This is a genomic window from Cloacibacterium sp. Arc13 (assembly GCF_041431305.1).
In the GTDB taxonomy this organism is placed as follows: Bacteria; Bacteroidota; Bacteroidia; order Flavobacteriales; family Weeksellaceae; genus Cloacibacterium; species Cloacibacterium caeni_B.
In genome coordinates, this window is sequence record NZ_JASMRM010000001.1 from 252,342 (window position 1) to 268,650 (window position 16,309).

Here is a 16,309-nt window from a genome sequence, read left to right on the forward strand (position 1 = left end):
TAGGTAGATTGTCCGTTAAATCACTGTAAAAAAGATTAAATAAGAGCTGAAAGTATTTTATCAATATCGGGTTTTAATCCGTCCGTTTTCATTTTATGGTAATTTATAATTTTCTTTTGTGTCAATATTTCTCCTTTCCAAAGAAACACTTTATTATTCTGTAATTCAGGGTAATTTCTTCCTTTTATTATTTTGTCGATAAAATGCTTAAATTCCTCCATTTTAATACTCTTTTTTATAACTATCGGATTTTCTAAAACTTCCCCTCTCAATAGTTGCTTCCACTGCTCAATGGTAGATTCGTCAAATAGTAATTTATTAATATCAGATAAAATGATTTCCATATCATCCAAACAGCCCTCTAAATCATTATTAAAGGCTAAAATTTTGTTGTTATTTGGTTTGATAGTCCCCGATTTTTTCAAAGTAAAATCAATAATGTTTTGTAATTGCTCTAATCGTGCAATAGCAAAATTAATTTCACTTTCTAAGTCAGAATTTAGATGTAATTGGGCTTTCAATTCATCTTTTAAAAAGTCTAAAATTTCCTTTTCTTTAATAAGATATTCTTTGAAATTATCTTTGTTTTGACGGCTATCAATTTCCTTTAATTTGGAATAATAAAAATGTTCGATACCTGTTTTTATATTCCCATTTCGCAAAAGAAATTTATAATACTCAAAAGGATTTCCGTACAATTCTAAGGAATTAAAATTGTCTTTCAATTCGGGATTATCTGCAAAGAATTTTTCTAAGTCATCAATTTTGTTCCCCTCGTTATCGGTTAAATAAAATTTCTGTTCTGAAAGGAATTTATCTAAATCCTCTATTTTATTTCCGTCTTTATCAATTAAAATAAGTGGCTTTTCCATATCAAACTATTTTCAAACTCGTTTCCAAGCCGTTTTCCTTTGCACTACGTTTATAGAAATTCCTTAACACCTCCGCATTTTCTGCGGTTGTTTTCTTTATGTAGGTCAAAAATTGGGTTTCGGTTGCGTGTCCTGTAATGGACATAATTACGGGCGTTGGAATGTGTCCGTATAGGTTTGTAGCAAACGACCGTCTGCAAATATGTGAGGTCATTAATTCGTACTTTGGGAACGTTCCCGATACTTTGCGGAATTGTTTTTTTTCGTCCTCTTTTTCCTCATTAATGCAGACCATTTTTGCACCTTTTACCATTTCGGTAAATCCCACCTTTTCCCCAATCTCTTTGATATAATCGTTAAATTTTTGTTCGCTAATTGGATGAGGTAACGCTCCGCCTCTTTTGTTTAGAGTTTGTTCTATTTGGTCGTTAATCGGAATTTCTGCGGTTTTTCCTGTCTTTTGGGCTTTTATTCGGATTGTGTCCGCTTTTATGTGAGATAAGTCCAAACGCATAAAATCCGACACTCTAAGCCCTGTATTAAGTCCTATAATCAGTAAATCCCTCGCATTGTCCAAATAAGGCGTGTCATCAAAATTGTAATTGAATATTTTTTGAATTTCTGCGGTGGTCAAATAAATATCCTCTGCGGATTCCCCAATACTCATAAACTCGCTGTTTTTGTAATGGTTTGATATTGGTAAGCCCTCCAAATCTATTTGACCACAAAAGAATTTTATTTTTTTGATATACGTTCCGATTGTGTTGGTACTATGTTTTAAGATACTCCTACAAAAGTCCACAAAGTCAAAGTAAAAAGTCATTGTAATATCCTCAAACCTCAAACGCTTTCCTCTGTCGGCTTCATATTGGGTTAGTGTATTTAGTGTAGTAGTATATTTTTTTAGAGTGCTTTGGCTTATCGGTTTGCCTTTGTATAATCTTTTTGGAGCGGTTTCGATAAATACCTTAATCCAATCAATGAAATATGTTAATTCGGGCTTACTTTCGTCCACACGGTTAAAAAATCTATCGACTTTGGTTTTTAACCAATCATTTGAAATTGATTTTTCACTATTGTAGTCAAGATTAAAATTTTCAATAACATTCTTTTTCAGTTCCAAAAGTTTCGAGTTAATAAAATCTTTGTCTAATGCTTCGACTTTATTTTTTACTTTTTCGTTTCTGCTATCCCAATAATCAAATTTAATTTGCAAACCTGTCGAGGTTGTAAAATCATACTTTTTGCTCTCCCAAAGTCTGATGTAAATTTTAGAATATGGATTTTTTCGTTTTTTGATAAAAAATAGCACTTTCATTGACTACAAATATTTATGCTAAATTAATTAAATCCCGAATATGTCCCGAAAAAAAGTTTATTTATTTTTATTTAGCTTTATTTTGCTTTATTCTTAAAACGCTATTAATAGGGCATTAAAGCCGATTAACAGTAAAAATAACAATGATTTTATAGTAGTGGGTTTTCCTACCGTCTGGGGTACAAAAAACGCTGTTAATCATTTGATTTTCAGCGTTTTTGTTTTTTAGGGGTGGCTAAAAGGGTGGCTTTTTTAGTAATTCGTTTTTAATTCCCAGATATTCCATTCACAAAAGTATCTACAAAACTGATTATTTTATGTAAGATTCTGTCTCCGATTTCTTTAGATTGTAAAACACTTGGTCTTCCCTCATTTCTTAAATCCAAAATTTCTTGACGTATGGGCTCTCGTTCTGTAAAAAGATAGTTTTCTATTAACCTTTCTGTTTTTTCTTTCGTTAAATTTTCTGTTTCGATTAATTCTTTGAGTGCTTTTTCTTGTTCAACGCTCCAGAATTTTTCAAACTCTTCCGATATAGTGTCTGTATCTTCAATATATGGCAAATTTTCTTGAATAAATTTTTCAATTAACGCTCTTTTGCTTCTTAGTGAAACATCTGTGTTTAGTAAGTTGAAAATATCTTTTTCAATACTTTCTTTGTCTTTTTTACTGTGTTTTGACTTCAAATTAATCAATAACTGAACAATGTAGGTTACATTAATGGTATCACGCCTTATTAGTTCCAATTCAAAATCAATATCATTCAGAATTGATGTTTTTTCTGGTGAAGAATGAGGACCAATTTTTTCTTTTAGATCAAGATATTTACTGGTATAATCAGCAAAAAGCTGCTCTTCCATTTGCAAATCCTCCCAAGTAAATTCGGTGTAATGGCTCATTTTTTTGTGCAAACGCATTAAGTTACGGAACGCCAAAATAAACTGCAACTGATCTTCTTCGGTAAACAATCCGTCCACCGATTTCACTTCCGGAACAATGGTTAGTAATTTTTCTACTGCTTCATTAAATTGCTCTACATATTTTTCATAAGGCTCTACAATAATTTCATCAATTGCTTCTTTGTTGCTGAATAACGCAATGGCTTCGTCTGTTTTATCTTTTAAATTTCGGAAACAAACGATATTTCCTTGTGTTTTGTTCTTATCTAAAATCCGATTGGTTCTACTGAATGCTTGTATCAATCCGTGATATTGTAAATTTTTATCTACATACAATGTGTTCAGATGTTTGCTGTCGAAACCTGTCAAAAACATATTGGCGACTAACAAAATATCCGTTTCGTTTTGCTTCGATTTTTTGGCAACAGCATTGTAATAATTGTAAAAGCTTTCGGTGTCTTTGATGTTGTGTTTTTCTCCAAATAGTTCATTAAAATCTTCTACATAATGTTCTAAAACTTCTCTACGATGTGGCTTTGGATTGCCATATTCTGCTTGGTCTTCTGCAACCATAGCGAGTTGAGAAGAAGTTGCGTCTTCCATTTCGTCTTCATTTTGACCAAAACTAAAAATGGTGGCAAGTTTTAAATTATGTTCTCCGTTTTGTTTTTTGCGTTTGAAAATTTCATAGTACTGAATCACCGCATCAATATCTTGCACACACATCATTGCACAGAATTTTCTGCTTTGTGTTTTTTGATCGTGATGTAGAATGATATAATCTACAATGGCTTCTTTACGTTCAGGTGCTTCAAAAACTTCTGTTTCGTTGATTTGCTCTACTTTCAAATCAATAATTTGTTCTTTCTGCTTGAAGGTTTGAATGTATTCTACCGAAAATTTCAACACATTTTCATCTCGAATAGCATCGGTAATCACATATTTATGCAAGCATTTTCCAAACAAACTTGCTGTGGTTTTTTCGCCGTTTGCGTTTTCTGCTAAAATAGGTGTTCCTGTAAAGCCAAACAGTTGAATATTGGTAAAATAACTGACAATGTTTTTATGCGTATCCCCAAATTGCGAACGATGACATTCGTCAAAAATAAAAACCATTCTTTCGTTCTGAATTGATTTCATTTTCAATAAATTTCTGCCCGAAATAGCGTTGTTCAGTTTCTGAATGGTGGTAACAATAATGCGAACATTCGGGTCGTTAAACTTCTTGATTAAATCTTCTGTATTGGTGGCAGAACTTACTGAACCTTTACTGAATTTATCATATTCCTGATTGGTTTGATAATCCAAATCTTTTCTATCCACCACAAAAACCACTTTTTTAATGGCGGGAATTTTAGATAAAATCTGGCTGGCTTTGAAGCTAGTTAATGTTTTTCCACTTCCCGTTGTATGCCAAATGTAGCCGTTCTTATCAATGTTATAACCGTTCAGAATTTCGTTTTCTTTTACTTTTTTGATGATGCTTTCTACCGCATAATATTGGTATGGACGAAGTACCATCAAGGCTTTGGCGGTTTCATTCAGCACAATGTATTTACAAATCATTTTACTGATGTGACAAGGTTCTAAAAACGCATCAGTAAATTCTTCCAACAGATTGTTGAGTGGTTTATTCTCTTCGTCTGTCCAATGAAAAGTTTGCAAAAATTCTTGTGGATGCAAACCAAAGTTGCTGAAATATTTAGTGTTGACTCCATTACTGATAATGAACAATTGTACAAAATGGAACAATCCTTTTCCTGCACCAAAACTGTGCTTTTGATAACGATTGATTTGATTGAACGCTTCCTTCATTTCCAATCCTCTACGTTTCAATTCTATTTGAACCAATGGCAATCCATTAATCAACAGCGTCACATCGTAACGGTTTTCATATTTTCCTTCTTGCGTAATCTGGTTGGTTACCTGATATTCGTTTTGACACCAGTGTTCTACATTCAAAAACTCAAAATACAGATTATCCCCATTATCACGAATGATATGATGTTTCTTTTCTCTTAGTAGTTTCGCTTTTTCAAAGACAGAACCTTTGTTGAGAATATTTAGAACTTTCTCAAATTCACTGTCAGTAAATTGGATATGATTGTGCTTTTCTAATTGTGTTTTAAGGTTTACCAATAAAGCTTTTTCATCTTTTATGGAAACATATTGATACCCTATTTTTTGAAGTTGGATTAACAGTTGTTCTTCCAATATATGTTCTGATTGTTTACTCAAAATAATTATGAATTAGGAGGTTATTATGGTTTTTCAACTACTTACAAATTTAGTAAAATAAAATATTCTCCCAATTCATAATTTAGAACTTATCTCAATGTCTTAAACATCTGCTCAATGGCTTTCTTTTTTTGTTCCATATTTGGGTGAACATATAAATTTAAAGTTGTACTGATGTTGGAATGTCCGAGTAATACACTTACTGTTTTGTAATCGCAATTACTTTCAATACAGCGTGTGGCGAAACTGTGTCTTAATCCGTGAAATTTTATTTCGGGGATTTCTAAATAACGCATTAGGTTTTTGTAAAAACTTCTGTACGTTCTAGGTTCTGTAGGTTTGGCATCATTGGTGAGTACAAAAAATGAGGGATTTACTATTTTTTTGATGGGTTTTATCAATCGAATCAAGTCTCGGTTCATCGGGATTTCGCGAATGGAATTTTTGGTTTTTGGCGTGTCTAAAATGAGTTCTGTTTTTCGAGTACCCTCTTCTATCACATAGATTCGTTGAATGGTACGATTCACGCTGATGACTCCGTTGTCGGTATCAATGTCCTCCCAAGTTAAAGCACATATCTCGCCAATGCGCATTCCTGAAGACAAACAGATTAAAACACCTAAATTCCGAAAGGTAAAATGCTCTTGTATGTAATTCATTATTTTTTTTTGGTGCGTTCTTGAAAGCACTTCTATTTGCTGACTTTCTCGGATGGTAGGATATTGAATTTCGAAAGGTTCATAAGCAATCCATTTGTTTTTAGCACCAAATTTCAGCACCATTTTCAAAACGATTAAAATGTCTTTGATGGTTTTTTGGCTTAAACCAGCTTCTAATTTTTGCAATACAAAAGTTTGTACATCGGCTTCCTGAATTTCGTATTGATTGCCAAAAGAGGGTAATAAATGATTTTCGATGAGTAACACATACGCCGAAAAGGTTGATTTTTTCACATAGTTTTTTTTGTCTGTTTTCCATAAAGAAATGACTTCTGAGAGTTGTTTTTTGTCCATTTTTTTTGAATTAAAGATTTAAAAGAACAAAGGAAGTAGAAAGTAAATAAATGCGTTAGTATTTCAATCGGCGGATAATATTCTCCTTAATTTTCATAAAAGAGATTTCTAATCTTGGTGTTCCAAATTTGAGATTCCCTGAGTTTGAAGGAGAGTGGGAAGTGAAGAAGTTGGGGGAGGTTATGGATTTCAAAGTGACCAATTCTTTTTCTCGTGAAAATCTGAATTATGAATATGGAACAGTCAAAAACATCCATTACGGAGATATTCATACTAAATTTCAAACTTTATTTGATATTAATTATGAATCTGTTCCTTTCATTAATGAAGAAATAGACATTAGTAGAATTTCGGAGGAAAATTATTGCAAAAATGGAGATGTTATATTTGCAGATGCTTCCGAAGATCTGAATGATGTAGGTAAAAGTATTGAGATTATCAATATTAATGAAGAGAGATTACTTTCAGGATTGCATACTTTATTAGCAAGACCAAAAAAAGATATTTTTCATCTAGGTTTTAGTGGTTATTTGTTTAAATCTAATTCTGTCAGAACCCAAATTCAAAAAGAATCTCAAGGCTCAAAAGTTTTAAGTATTAGTGTTGGAAGAATTTCCAAAATTGAATTGTCTTTTCCTTCTGTAGAAGAGCAAAAGAAAATCTCTTCGTTTTTGGCTTTACTTGACGAACGCATCCAAACCCAAAGCAAAATACTGATACATCTTAAATCCTTAATTGAAAGTCTTAATGATTCTTTATCGGAACAAAAAATAAGAATTAATTCTAATTTCGAAAATTGGAAAAAAATAAGACTTGGAGATTTGGGATATACTTTCACTGGTTTGTCTGGAAAAACAAAAGAAGATTTTGGTAATGGAAAAAGGTACATTCAATACAAGCAAATTTTTGATTCTTCCAAAATCGTAATTGAAAACTGTGGATATGTAAATGTTTCAGAAAATGAAAATCAAAATAGTGTAAAATATGGGGATATATTTTTTACAATTTCTTCTGAAACGCCTGATGAAATTGGGATGAGTTCAGTTTTGTTAGAAGATGTGAAAAATGTGTATCTCAATAGTTTTTGTTTTGGATTTAGACTTAATTCCTTTAAGGAATTACTCCCTGAATTTGCTCGTTTTTTATTTAGAAGTAAAGTCGTTCGGAATGAAATAAAAAAGTTAGCACAAGGAAGTACAAGATATAATATGTCGAAAACAGAACTTTTAAAATTAGAAATTTTATTGCCATCAATAAAAGAACAAAAAGAAATTTCGGCATTTCTTTCTTCCCTATACCAAAAAATCCAAACTGAAAAAACCATTTTAGAACAGCTGGAAACGCAAAAAAAATATCTATTACAGCAAATGTTTGTTTAACATTCTAAACAAACATATTTTGCAGCAAATACTTTTTCTGCGCTTCTAATTTTTGCAAAAGTTGGTTTTCAATATCAATTTTTGAGTCAATAGAGGAAAGGAAATTGGCGATTTTGGTTTGTTCGGGAAATGAGGGTAAACCAATTATTTCTTTAGAGTAATCTTTAAAATAGATGTGTGGAATGGTACTTCCTGTGGTGAACTTTGTAAAATCAATAGTCTCCAAGAGATAGTATAAAAATAGCAAGTCAGTTTGTTCTTTATTTTTGATAATATCCAATGTTCCCAAGACAGAGGATTTTCCCTCACACAATAGAAGCCTTCCAACTCCAGCCCCATCTTTAACAATAGCAATATAAGGCTTTTCTTCTCTATAAAAGTCTATCTCTTTTAATAATCCATTTGCTCCATAAATTTTAAAATTACCCTGATTTTCTTCTAGTGTATTTGCTGAAATATTTGATGATTTTTTGATTGAAATATCACCTAGTTTTTTATCCTCCCATTCCGAAAAATCATTTCCATTATCATCTTTAAACCTCAATTCTCCTGAAAATATTTTTTTGGCAGTGGCTATTTTTAGAGTTTTTAAATCGTTAATTATTTTGTTTTGGGTTGTAATGCGTTCGTCTATGAGTGAAAGAAATGAAGCGATTTTTTGTTGTTCTTTATTTGAAGGAAATGAAATTATTATTCTGTAAAAATCTGAATGATTTAAATCAGGAATTGTTGATGTTCCTGCAAATCGAAGTATTTGATTTTGTGTTTTGTTTAATTTCAAAAAGTTATACAAAAAAATCTTATCAATGTATTCTGGATATGCTACTTTGAAAAAGTTATTATGAAAAGCGCCTGATACATTAGTAACAACTTGTCCAGTATTTCCTGTTCTAGTCATTAATATGTCTTTTTCATTACATATCACAGATTGTGGAGGATTTAATATATAGTATTTTTTTCCAGAACCTGCTTTTAAAAATTCATTAGTTATATAGAAATATGAACCTGTTTTATTCTCAGTAGATCTTTCAGATATTGCTATTTGTAGCCCTTGGTTAATTTTCACAACTTCTCTCAGCGGCTTACTTTCCCATTGCTCCGTGAATTCAGGGAATCTCAAATTTGGAACTTTACCACCACTTTTATTTTCTTTTTGTATATCGGTCATACTATTATCTTCTTTTTCAGCATTAAGGATTTAATCTATTTGCTTTTTTATTTTTAATGTGTATCTTTGCAAAAGCTCAGTAACCATTCCTTTATTGGTTGTAAGTGTTAAAGGAGTATAAGAAGCCGTTTAGTTCCGCTAAGCGGTTTTGGCTTTTATATACGCTTCGTATTCTTTTAATAGCTTTCTTTTTCTATGTTCTGTTTCAATATAGTAAGCCGTTATGAACATATAATATTCTCCTCTGTCGGTTAAAATCACAATATAATTTTCGGTTTCATTAAACAAAACAATACGTTCGTCTTTACCTCTTACGTTTTTCCAGATGAGGATTTCTTCGTGTTCAAAGTTTTCTATAACAAACTTTGGAAAACGGATACGTTCCATTCTTCTAAAATCTGGTTGTCTATTAGCTTCGTCTTGTCCTTCGTGGGTAATATGGTAAAATGTACGATGCATTCCGTCCACTTCAGGATATTTTCTTACAGCTACTTTTAGCCCTTCATAATTGGGTTGAGTTTTAATAAAATCATTATGAAAAACCAAATAAACTGCTTCAAAATATGACGTGAAATCACCACCAAAATCACTAAATGGTATTAATTCGGGAAATACTAAACTCATACAAAATAAGGTTTTTGTGGTTCCCAAATAAAAACATTGAACTTTCTCTCTTTTAGCAAAGTAGATTTTGTTAAGGAATATTTAGAACGGTGTTTAATGAGATTGATTAATTCATTTTTTGCTTTACTGTTTGCTAATCCTCTATTCACATAAGCGGTAGCTCCCACTAACAAATCTGCCAATTGCAAAATTTCTACTTCGTGAGATCTTACCTGCTGTACTTTTTTAATGATTTCCTTAGAATAATCATATTTATCATTCCTTAAAACTTGTTCTAGTTTGTGAACTTTTTCCTTGCTCTTGGTATCTTTAATATCAATGTAAATATGATGTGAGTTTTCAGGATTCAAGATAGCTTTCAACATTCCAAAATACATTTTATAGTAAAATGTATCGTGTGTATGATTGAACTTTTCATAATCTATTGCAGATTTATTAGAAACTACAAGCACCCGAAACTGTAAATCATCATCATCAAAAAAATAATTAATTACATCTTTGTAGTACTCAATTTTTGATTTAGAGACTTTGTTCCATTTTAATTCATAATAGGGACGATTGTCTTTGTCATTCTTTTTATTTTTAGGAATAAGATTGTGCTTAACTTTAAAGCTATATAATCGCTCAAAAATTTCTTCCTTCTTTTCGATTGGGCAATAAACCGCACCGATAACCATTACAGGTTCTTTGTCATTTTGCAAATGACAACTTTCGTCACAATATATATTGATCGTTGGCTTCATCATAAAAATTTAAAAAACAAGTCCTAATTCTTTAAAATATACATCAATCTCTTTGTCCAGATCTGCACGTTTTGTTTCCAAAGATTTTATTTTCTGCATTACCGCTTGAATGTCAATTTCTTCTTCGGCTTCAAAAGTATCTACATAACGAGGGATGTTAAGATTGTAATCATTATCTGCCACTTCTTGTAAGGTTGCCAAATGACTGTATTTTTCAATAACTGTTCTGTTGCGATAGGTTTCTACAATTTTATTGATGTGGTCTTCCCGGAGCATATTTTGGTTTTTCACCTTTTCAAATTCCTTGCTGGCATCAATAAACAAAATGTGTTCAGGATCTTCCTTACATTTTTTAAACACCAAAATACAAGTAGGAATGCTGGTTCCGTAGAAAATATTGGCAGGTAAGCCAATTACGGCATCTAAATAATTTTTCTGTTCAATCAAATATTTACGAATATGCAATTCGGCTGCACCACGAAAAAGCACACCGTGTGGTAACACAATAGCCATTGTTCCGTTTTCTGCCAAATGATAAATCATATGCTGAACGAAAGCAAAATCGGCTTTACTAGAAGGAGCTAATTTTCCGTACTGACTAAAACGGTCATCATTTAAAAATAAAGGATTCGCGCTCCAATTCGCCGAAAAAGGAGGATTAGCTACAATGGCTTCAAAAGGCATATCGTTCAAATGCTGTGGATGTTCCAACGTATCTTCTTGCTTAATATCAAACTGAAGATAATGTACGCCGTGAAGAATCATATTCATTCGGGCAAGATTGTACGTGGTGCGGTTCATTTCTTGTCCGTAAAAATTGCTTACATCTTTTACTTCTCTTGCAACCCTCAATAACAACGATCCTGATCCACAAGTGGGATCGTAAACCGATTTCAACCTATTCTTACCTGTAGTAACAATTTTTGCCAAAATTTTAGAAACTTCCTGAGGCGTATAAAACTCGCCTGCTTTTTTTCCTGCTCCGCTTGCAAACTGACCAATTAAATACTCGTAAGCATCGCCTAAAACATCTAATTCGGTATCATTGAGTTGAAAATCAATTTCATCCAAATGTAATAAAACCTTTACAATAATTTCGTTTCTTGCATCGGCTGTTTTGCCCAGTTTGGTACTGTTGAGATCCATATCTTCAAAAAGATTATCAAAATCTTCTTCGCTTTGCGTTCCCATTGTACTCAACTGAATATTGGTCAATATTTTTTGTAAATCTTCTAGAATAAATGTGTTGGAATCACTATTTCCACGTTTGGCTATTTCGCTAAAAAGTTCAGAAGGTTTTAGAAAGTATCCTAAGGTTTCCAATGCTTCTTCTCTAATCGCATCAATGTATGCTGAACCTTCTACGGTATCTTCTTTTATTTCTCTGAATTGGATTTTATCTTCTTTTAAAATGGAATTGGCGAAAATTTCCATTTTTTCAGCCAAATATTTATAAAAAATGAATCCTAAAATATAATCTCGGAATTCATCGGCGTTCATTTTTCCACGTAGTGTATTGGCAATATTCCAGAGCTGTTGTTCTAGTATTTTCTTTTGTTCTTCTGACATTTGTGATGAGCGTTAGTTAAATTAAGGATTTATAAGCCTAAAGTTTGGCTAAAATACTAATTTTTTGACTTAGTACATTACTTAAAAAAATCTAATAATTAGAATAAATCATTATTGTCCCAATCTTTTATTTTTAACATATTCTCTAATATCCTCATTTTGGTTTACTGTATATTTTCTAACAGTCAACAAATTAAAAATATAAGCAGTTTTATTTGAATCTTTAAAAATCTCCACAAACGCAGAATCTGGAATATTATTTTCCTGTGCTATTTTTTCACAAATCCTAGCAACTTCATCAGAAATTTTGAAATTATTAGATTTTAAGCGGTCATAAAAAGATACTTTCAAACGTTCATTTTCAATGGTTCTCTTAATCACATTAACTATTGATTCCAGATATTTTTTCTTTTCAACAGCAAAAATAGTTTCATTGGTTAACAGAGCGGAATTTTTGCTTTTGAAGATGGAAACCTCTTTTTTAAGACTTTCAATGTTGGTTTTGAGTTCTACAATTTGTTTTTCTTTGGATTCCAATTCTGTTTTATTTTTAAGAAGTTGAATGGATTTTGTTTTGATTGCCTTTTTGTAGTTTTCAATGGTTTTGTCCTTTTTTATTTTCTGAAAACCAAAAAAATCGGATTCTTTTACAATTAAATCTTCAGATTTTTTAGATTCCAATTCAGTTTTTATTTCATTGTATCGTTCCTCCAAAATTTTCAAATCTTCTTCTCTTTTCTTGATTTTAAATTCTACCGCTTCCAGTCTGGCTAACGAGCCTGAAATTCCTCTTTCCATTTCTAAACATTCTGCTGCCAAATCTTGCATTTTGGAATAATGAAAAGATTGATGTTTTAAGGTTTTACCAGTTTGCAAATCTTGCCAATCTGCGACCAAATGAGCGTGATAATTTGGTTTCCACTCTTTGGTGTCTTTATCATAATGCCCTTCATCTTTGTGTATGGCAATTTGAAAAATTCGGATTTTAAGTTCTTCTTCCAATCTTTTTGATAGGTTATGCAAATCCTGCATCGTTGTATTTTCTTTAATGACAACTACCGCTTCTCGAACTGGCATTGCATTTTTCTGTAATTTTCTTCCAGATTTTTCTTTACAAAAAGCTTCTATTTTTAACAGTCGATCCGCAATCTTTTGTTCCATCCAATATTCATTTTTATGAGTTAAATCTTTGCGGATATAGTCAAATGATTTTTTTCTGAAATTATGAATTTCAGAATCAGATTTTACGGCTTTGAAGTTAATTGATGTCTTCATTTTTTTAATTAGATAAAAATTCTACCTGTATCTTTTTTACTCAGTTACTTTACATCTTGATTCTTTTTTAACCAGGCTATAAAATGACGATTTATTATTTTTGTAATTTCTGAAAAAAGGCACCTGTATTTATTTTACTCAGGTTAAAGCCTCGCAGAGCGAAGAAGAAACTTTGTTGGGAGAGTATCGACCTTCAAAGTTGCGAATGAGCTCCTAACTTTCGCCGATAGTTGATAAAAATAGGTAACCCACATAATCAGCGTTTTCTTTTGTAAGTTTGATATATTTCACTTTCCTCTTGTTCTTGTTTTGATTTCAAGTCTATCTGCTGTTTTTTTTCGATTTCAGTGTTGTTTTTGAATTGTAAATAGTCGTTCAAATCTTTATGAAGAGCATAAATTTCAGAATGATTTTTGGCTTCGGGAAAAGATTTCAGAATTGAATTTTTACAAGTTTCTCCTGCTTTGTCATTGTCTAAAAACAAGTTGATTTCGGAGTAGTTTTTTAAATATTCTTTTGTTCTATTCAACAATGAAATAGAATTCATCACCAACAAATCACCATTGAAAAACGGCTTCATTTCAACAAAAGATAAAGCATCGGTAAAGCCTTCAAAAACGGCTACATTTTTATTTTCTGTCTGATTATTCAGATTAATGAGCGAAATGTCTTTCTTCTGTAATGAACCTTTGTAAAATGAATTTCTAAGTTCCCAACCTCCAGAAAAATTTTCAAAACCTATAGCGTAGAGTTTCTTTTCTCCAATGGTAAAATGAATTTCTTTAACTAACGGATATACTACTTTTGAAAGTCCTCTTTGATGAAGATAGCTTTTAAGATGTTCGTTTTGGAGTTTTTTGATTTCGGTGATTTGATAATTTGGTTTTGAATTTATTGAATGAATAACATTCTGCTGTTGAAAAGAAGAAAAATTTTGCTTTTCTGCCCATTCTAAAACTTCTTTTACTGATTCGTTTAGATATTTTTTCATAAAATCGACATTGTTTCCGCCAATTCCTTCGGAGTGTAAATACCAATAATTCAGATTTTTATTAATTTTAAAAGAGGCTTGTGTTTCTGTGTAAAAAGGATTGAGAAACCAAGCTTCTTTTTCATTTTGTTTTGTTGGATGGTGTCCGAGTGAAACAAGGATTTCTTCCAACTTTACAGAGTTGAATTGTTTGCAGTTCATAGATGAAAAATGTTAGGGTTTAATTTTCGCAAATATTTTGATGAATTGATGAGATAGCCGTATATGTTGCTGTATTTTAAAAGATTACATTCTCATCAAAGACTCATCATCTCATCAAACTTCAAATTTTTTGCTCATCAGTTTCTCATCAAAAATCAAGGTTTTATATTTTGATGAGAGTTTTGATGAGATATAAACCATTGATTTTGTTTTCATTATCAATTAATTCATCATTTCATCAAATTTTTGAAGGATAAAATCTTTTTTAATCGTGAAATAGCGTCCAGTTTTATTCGATTGATAAAAACTTCCTGAATAATCAATGTCATATTTGATGTAAGCCAAAGAGTTATTTTGTGGTTCAAGTTTCCATCTTTCTTTTAGAAGCTTTCGGATGTCGTTTACAGTCCAATAATGGTTTCTGAACATTCTTCCGAGCATATTGAAAATATCCTGCGGAATGACTTGGATTTCATTTTCTTCGGTACTCTCAAAAAACTCATACAAGAGCTCAATAATTTTTGATTCAAGTTTGTTATTGTTTTTCCAAACCAATTTTTGTAACGCCTTTGTTCTTATCTCAGAATCAGTAAACCACATTCGGGTTTGTTTCTGGCTACAGAACGATCTTTGAATCAGATAGCGAAGGAAATAGGGAATTTCTTTAATTAGGTTTTGAAGGAATTCAGTATTCTCTGTTTTTATAGATTTAACTTTGATAATCCAGAACCGAATTTCTTCTTCATCAATCTGAATAAAATTGTCTTCATTGTTGGAACAAAGAATGAATTTTCCAAAAAATTCAACTTCCTCACGATCTTTTCCTTTCGCTTCTTTCTTATCTTTATCTGTTGTGGAAAGGTACTTAAGGCGCTCAGTAATCTCTTTTTTGTCGAAAAACACCTCATCAATAGCTACAATGAGCATTGACGCCCAATCTGAATTAAATTGACTGTTAAAGGAATCTCCTTTAATGTAAGTCATATTCAACCCGAAAATGGATTTTAGCCATTTGATAAAAGTGGATTTTCCTGTAGAACGCTCCTTGCTTACCAAACATAGAATCGGAAGCATTTGTGTGGGTTTCTCAAGCAATATTTTTATGTAATCTAATCCTAACTCCAATTGTTCGCCGAAAATATGTTCCATAAAATTCAGAGAAAACTTAATTTTTTCTTTTAGTGCATCGGAATTTAAGCTTTCTTCAATTGGTTGATGTGGGATTTCATTGTACATATTGTAAAACCCTTCGATTATTTTTTCATAATTCAGATGACTTGGAATACAACAAAAGCCATCGTATTTTGGAATTTGTGAAAGATAATTTTTTCCACAGTCGCTGATAATGGTTTCCCGATTCCATCGAAACAAAATGGAAATTTTATCACCTGAAATTAATGGTTTTTCTATGGTTTTGTAGTATGTTGTGCCTACTCGTAAATAGGGAATTTTTTTGTTCATTTTAAGAATGATTTTAATACGAAATTGTTAAACAATAGAAATTGTAATGCTCGAACAGAGGTTACATTCTTCGGTTTTTTCCGTATTCCAAAAGTTCCTTTTTAGAATAGTAGTATCGCCCATTAAAATTGTAATGAGGCAGACTCTTATTTTTCCGCCAGTCAATAATTGTTGGAACAGAAATGTGCAGAAATTTTGTGGCTTCGATTTGAGAAATTAAATCTTCGGGTTGTTCTTCTGCTTTTTTAACGGGTAATGTGAAGTCGGTTGCTTTTTTTAGAATAATTTCAACCGCTTTTTCCAAATCTGCTTTGGAATGTGAAAAAAGTTGTACTGACATTTTATTGTATTTTAATTAGTTTAAATTAAAATGCAATAATATCAACTTAATGTCTGAAAATCAAATACTTGCGAATCACCCAAAATGGTCTAATTTAATCTAAATTAGTCCAGATTAATCTTAATTAATCCAGATTAGACTTTTAATAAACCATTAATTTTAACAAAATTTAACTAAAACGCTTCTGTTTTAACAAAGTTTAACGTTTTTTACTTGAT

13 protein-coding genes are annotated in these 16,309 nt (G+C 31.5%); 1 reads left to right on the forward strand and 12 read right to left on the reverse strand.

What is annotated here, in order from left to right:
- Nucleotides 1-35: 35 nt before the first annotated feature.
- The 4 genes from QO190_RS01265 to QO190_RS01280 form a co-directional block, all read right to left on the reverse strand.
- A complete protein-coding gene (locus tag QO190_RS01265; protein ID WP_371460888.1) occupies nt 36-872 on the reverse strand; it encodes a hypothetical protein in 837 nt (278 codons plus the stop codon).
- A gap of 1 nt (nt 873) precedes the next feature.
- Nucleotides 874-2,190, reverse strand: coding sequence for a tyrosine-type recombinase/integrase (locus QO190_RS01270; protein ID WP_371460890.1), 1,317 nt, complete (start codon nt 2,188-2,190; stop codon nt 874-876).
- 266 nt (nt 2,191-2,456) lie between these two features.
- Nucleotides 2,457-5,327 carry a type I restriction endonuclease subunit R gene (locus QO190_RS01275; protein ID WP_371460892.1) on the reverse strand — a complete coding sequence of 957 codons (2,871 nt, stop codon included), beginning with the start codon at nt 5,325-5,327 and terminating at the stop codon, nt 2,457-2,459.
- 89 nt (nt 5,328-5,416) lie between these two features.
- The gene (locus tag QO190_RS01280; protein WP_371460894.1) at nt 5,417-6,340 is read right to left on the reverse strand and encodes a tyrosine-type recombinase/integrase; all 924 of its coding nucleotides are present in this window, start codon (nt 6,338-6,340) and stop codon (nt 5,417-5,419) included.
- A 128-nt stretch (nt 6,341-6,468) separates the two neighbouring features.
- Here QO190_RS01280 and QO190_RS01285 point away from each other — a divergent pair, with 128 nt between their 5' ends.
- Nucleotides 6,469-7,719, forward strand: a complete 1,251-nt coding sequence (locus QO190_RS01285) for a restriction endonuclease subunit S (RefSeq protein ID WP_371481231.1) — start codon at nt 6,469-6,471, stop codon at nt 7,717-7,719.
- A 4-nt stretch (nt 7,720-7,723) separates the two neighbouring features.
- On the opposite strand, the gene QO190_RS01290 is transcribed toward QO190_RS01285, so the two are convergent.
- From QO190_RS01290 to QO190_RS01325, 8 genes are all read right to left on the reverse strand, one after another.
- Entirely contained in the window at nt 7,724-8,887 is a 1,164-nt protein-coding gene (locus QO190_RS01290; RefSeq protein WP_371460896.1) for a restriction endonuclease subunit S, read from the reverse strand.
- A gap of 138 nt (nt 8,888-9,025) precedes the next feature.
- Nucleotides 9,026-9,511 carry a hypothetical protein gene (locus QO190_RS01295; protein WP_371460897.1) on the reverse strand — a complete coding sequence of 162 codons (486 nt, stop codon included), beginning with the start codon at nt 9,509-9,511 and terminating at the stop codon, nt 9,026-9,028.
- The gene (locus QO190_RS01300) at nt 9,508-10,257 is read right to left on the reverse strand and encodes a DUF3800 domain-containing protein (RefSeq protein ID WP_371460899.1); all 750 of its coding nucleotides are present in this window, start codon (nt 10,255-10,257) and stop codon (nt 9,508-9,510) included. The genes QO190_RS01295 and QO190_RS01300 overlap by 4 nt, the downstream gene beginning before the upstream one ends.
- 6 nt (nt 10,258-10,263) lie before the next feature.
- Nucleotides 10,264-11,823, reverse strand: coding sequence for a type I restriction-modification system subunit M (locus QO190_RS01305; RefSeq protein ID WP_371460901.1), 1,560 nt, complete (start codon nt 11,821-11,823; stop codon nt 10,264-10,266).
- A gap of 111 nt (nt 11,824-11,934) precedes the next feature.
- The gene (locus QO190_RS01310) at nt 11,935-13,098 is read right to left on the reverse strand and encodes a hypothetical protein (protein WP_371460903.1); all 1,164 of its coding nucleotides are present in this window, start codon (nt 13,096-13,098) and stop codon (nt 11,935-11,937) included.
- A 256-nt stretch (nt 13,099-13,354) separates the two neighbouring features.
- A complete protein-coding gene (locus QO190_RS01315; protein WP_313027003.1) occupies nt 13,355-14,290 on the reverse strand; it encodes a toprim domain-containing protein in 936 nt (311 codons plus the stop codon).
- A 222-nt stretch (nt 14,291-14,512) separates the two neighbouring features.
- On the reverse strand, nt 14,513-15,751 hold the full coding sequence (locus QO190_RS01320; RefSeq protein WP_371460905.1) for a primase-helicase family protein: 1,239 nt from the start codon (nt 15,749-15,751) through the stop codon (nt 14,513-14,515).
- A gap of 61 nt (nt 15,752-15,812) precedes the next feature.
- The gene (locus QO190_RS01325; protein WP_116100112.1) at nt 15,813-16,091 is read right to left on the reverse strand and encodes a helix-turn-helix domain-containing protein; all 279 of its coding nucleotides are present in this window, start codon (nt 16,089-16,091) and stop codon (nt 15,813-15,815) included.
- Nucleotides 16,092-16,309 lie beyond the last annotated feature (218 nt).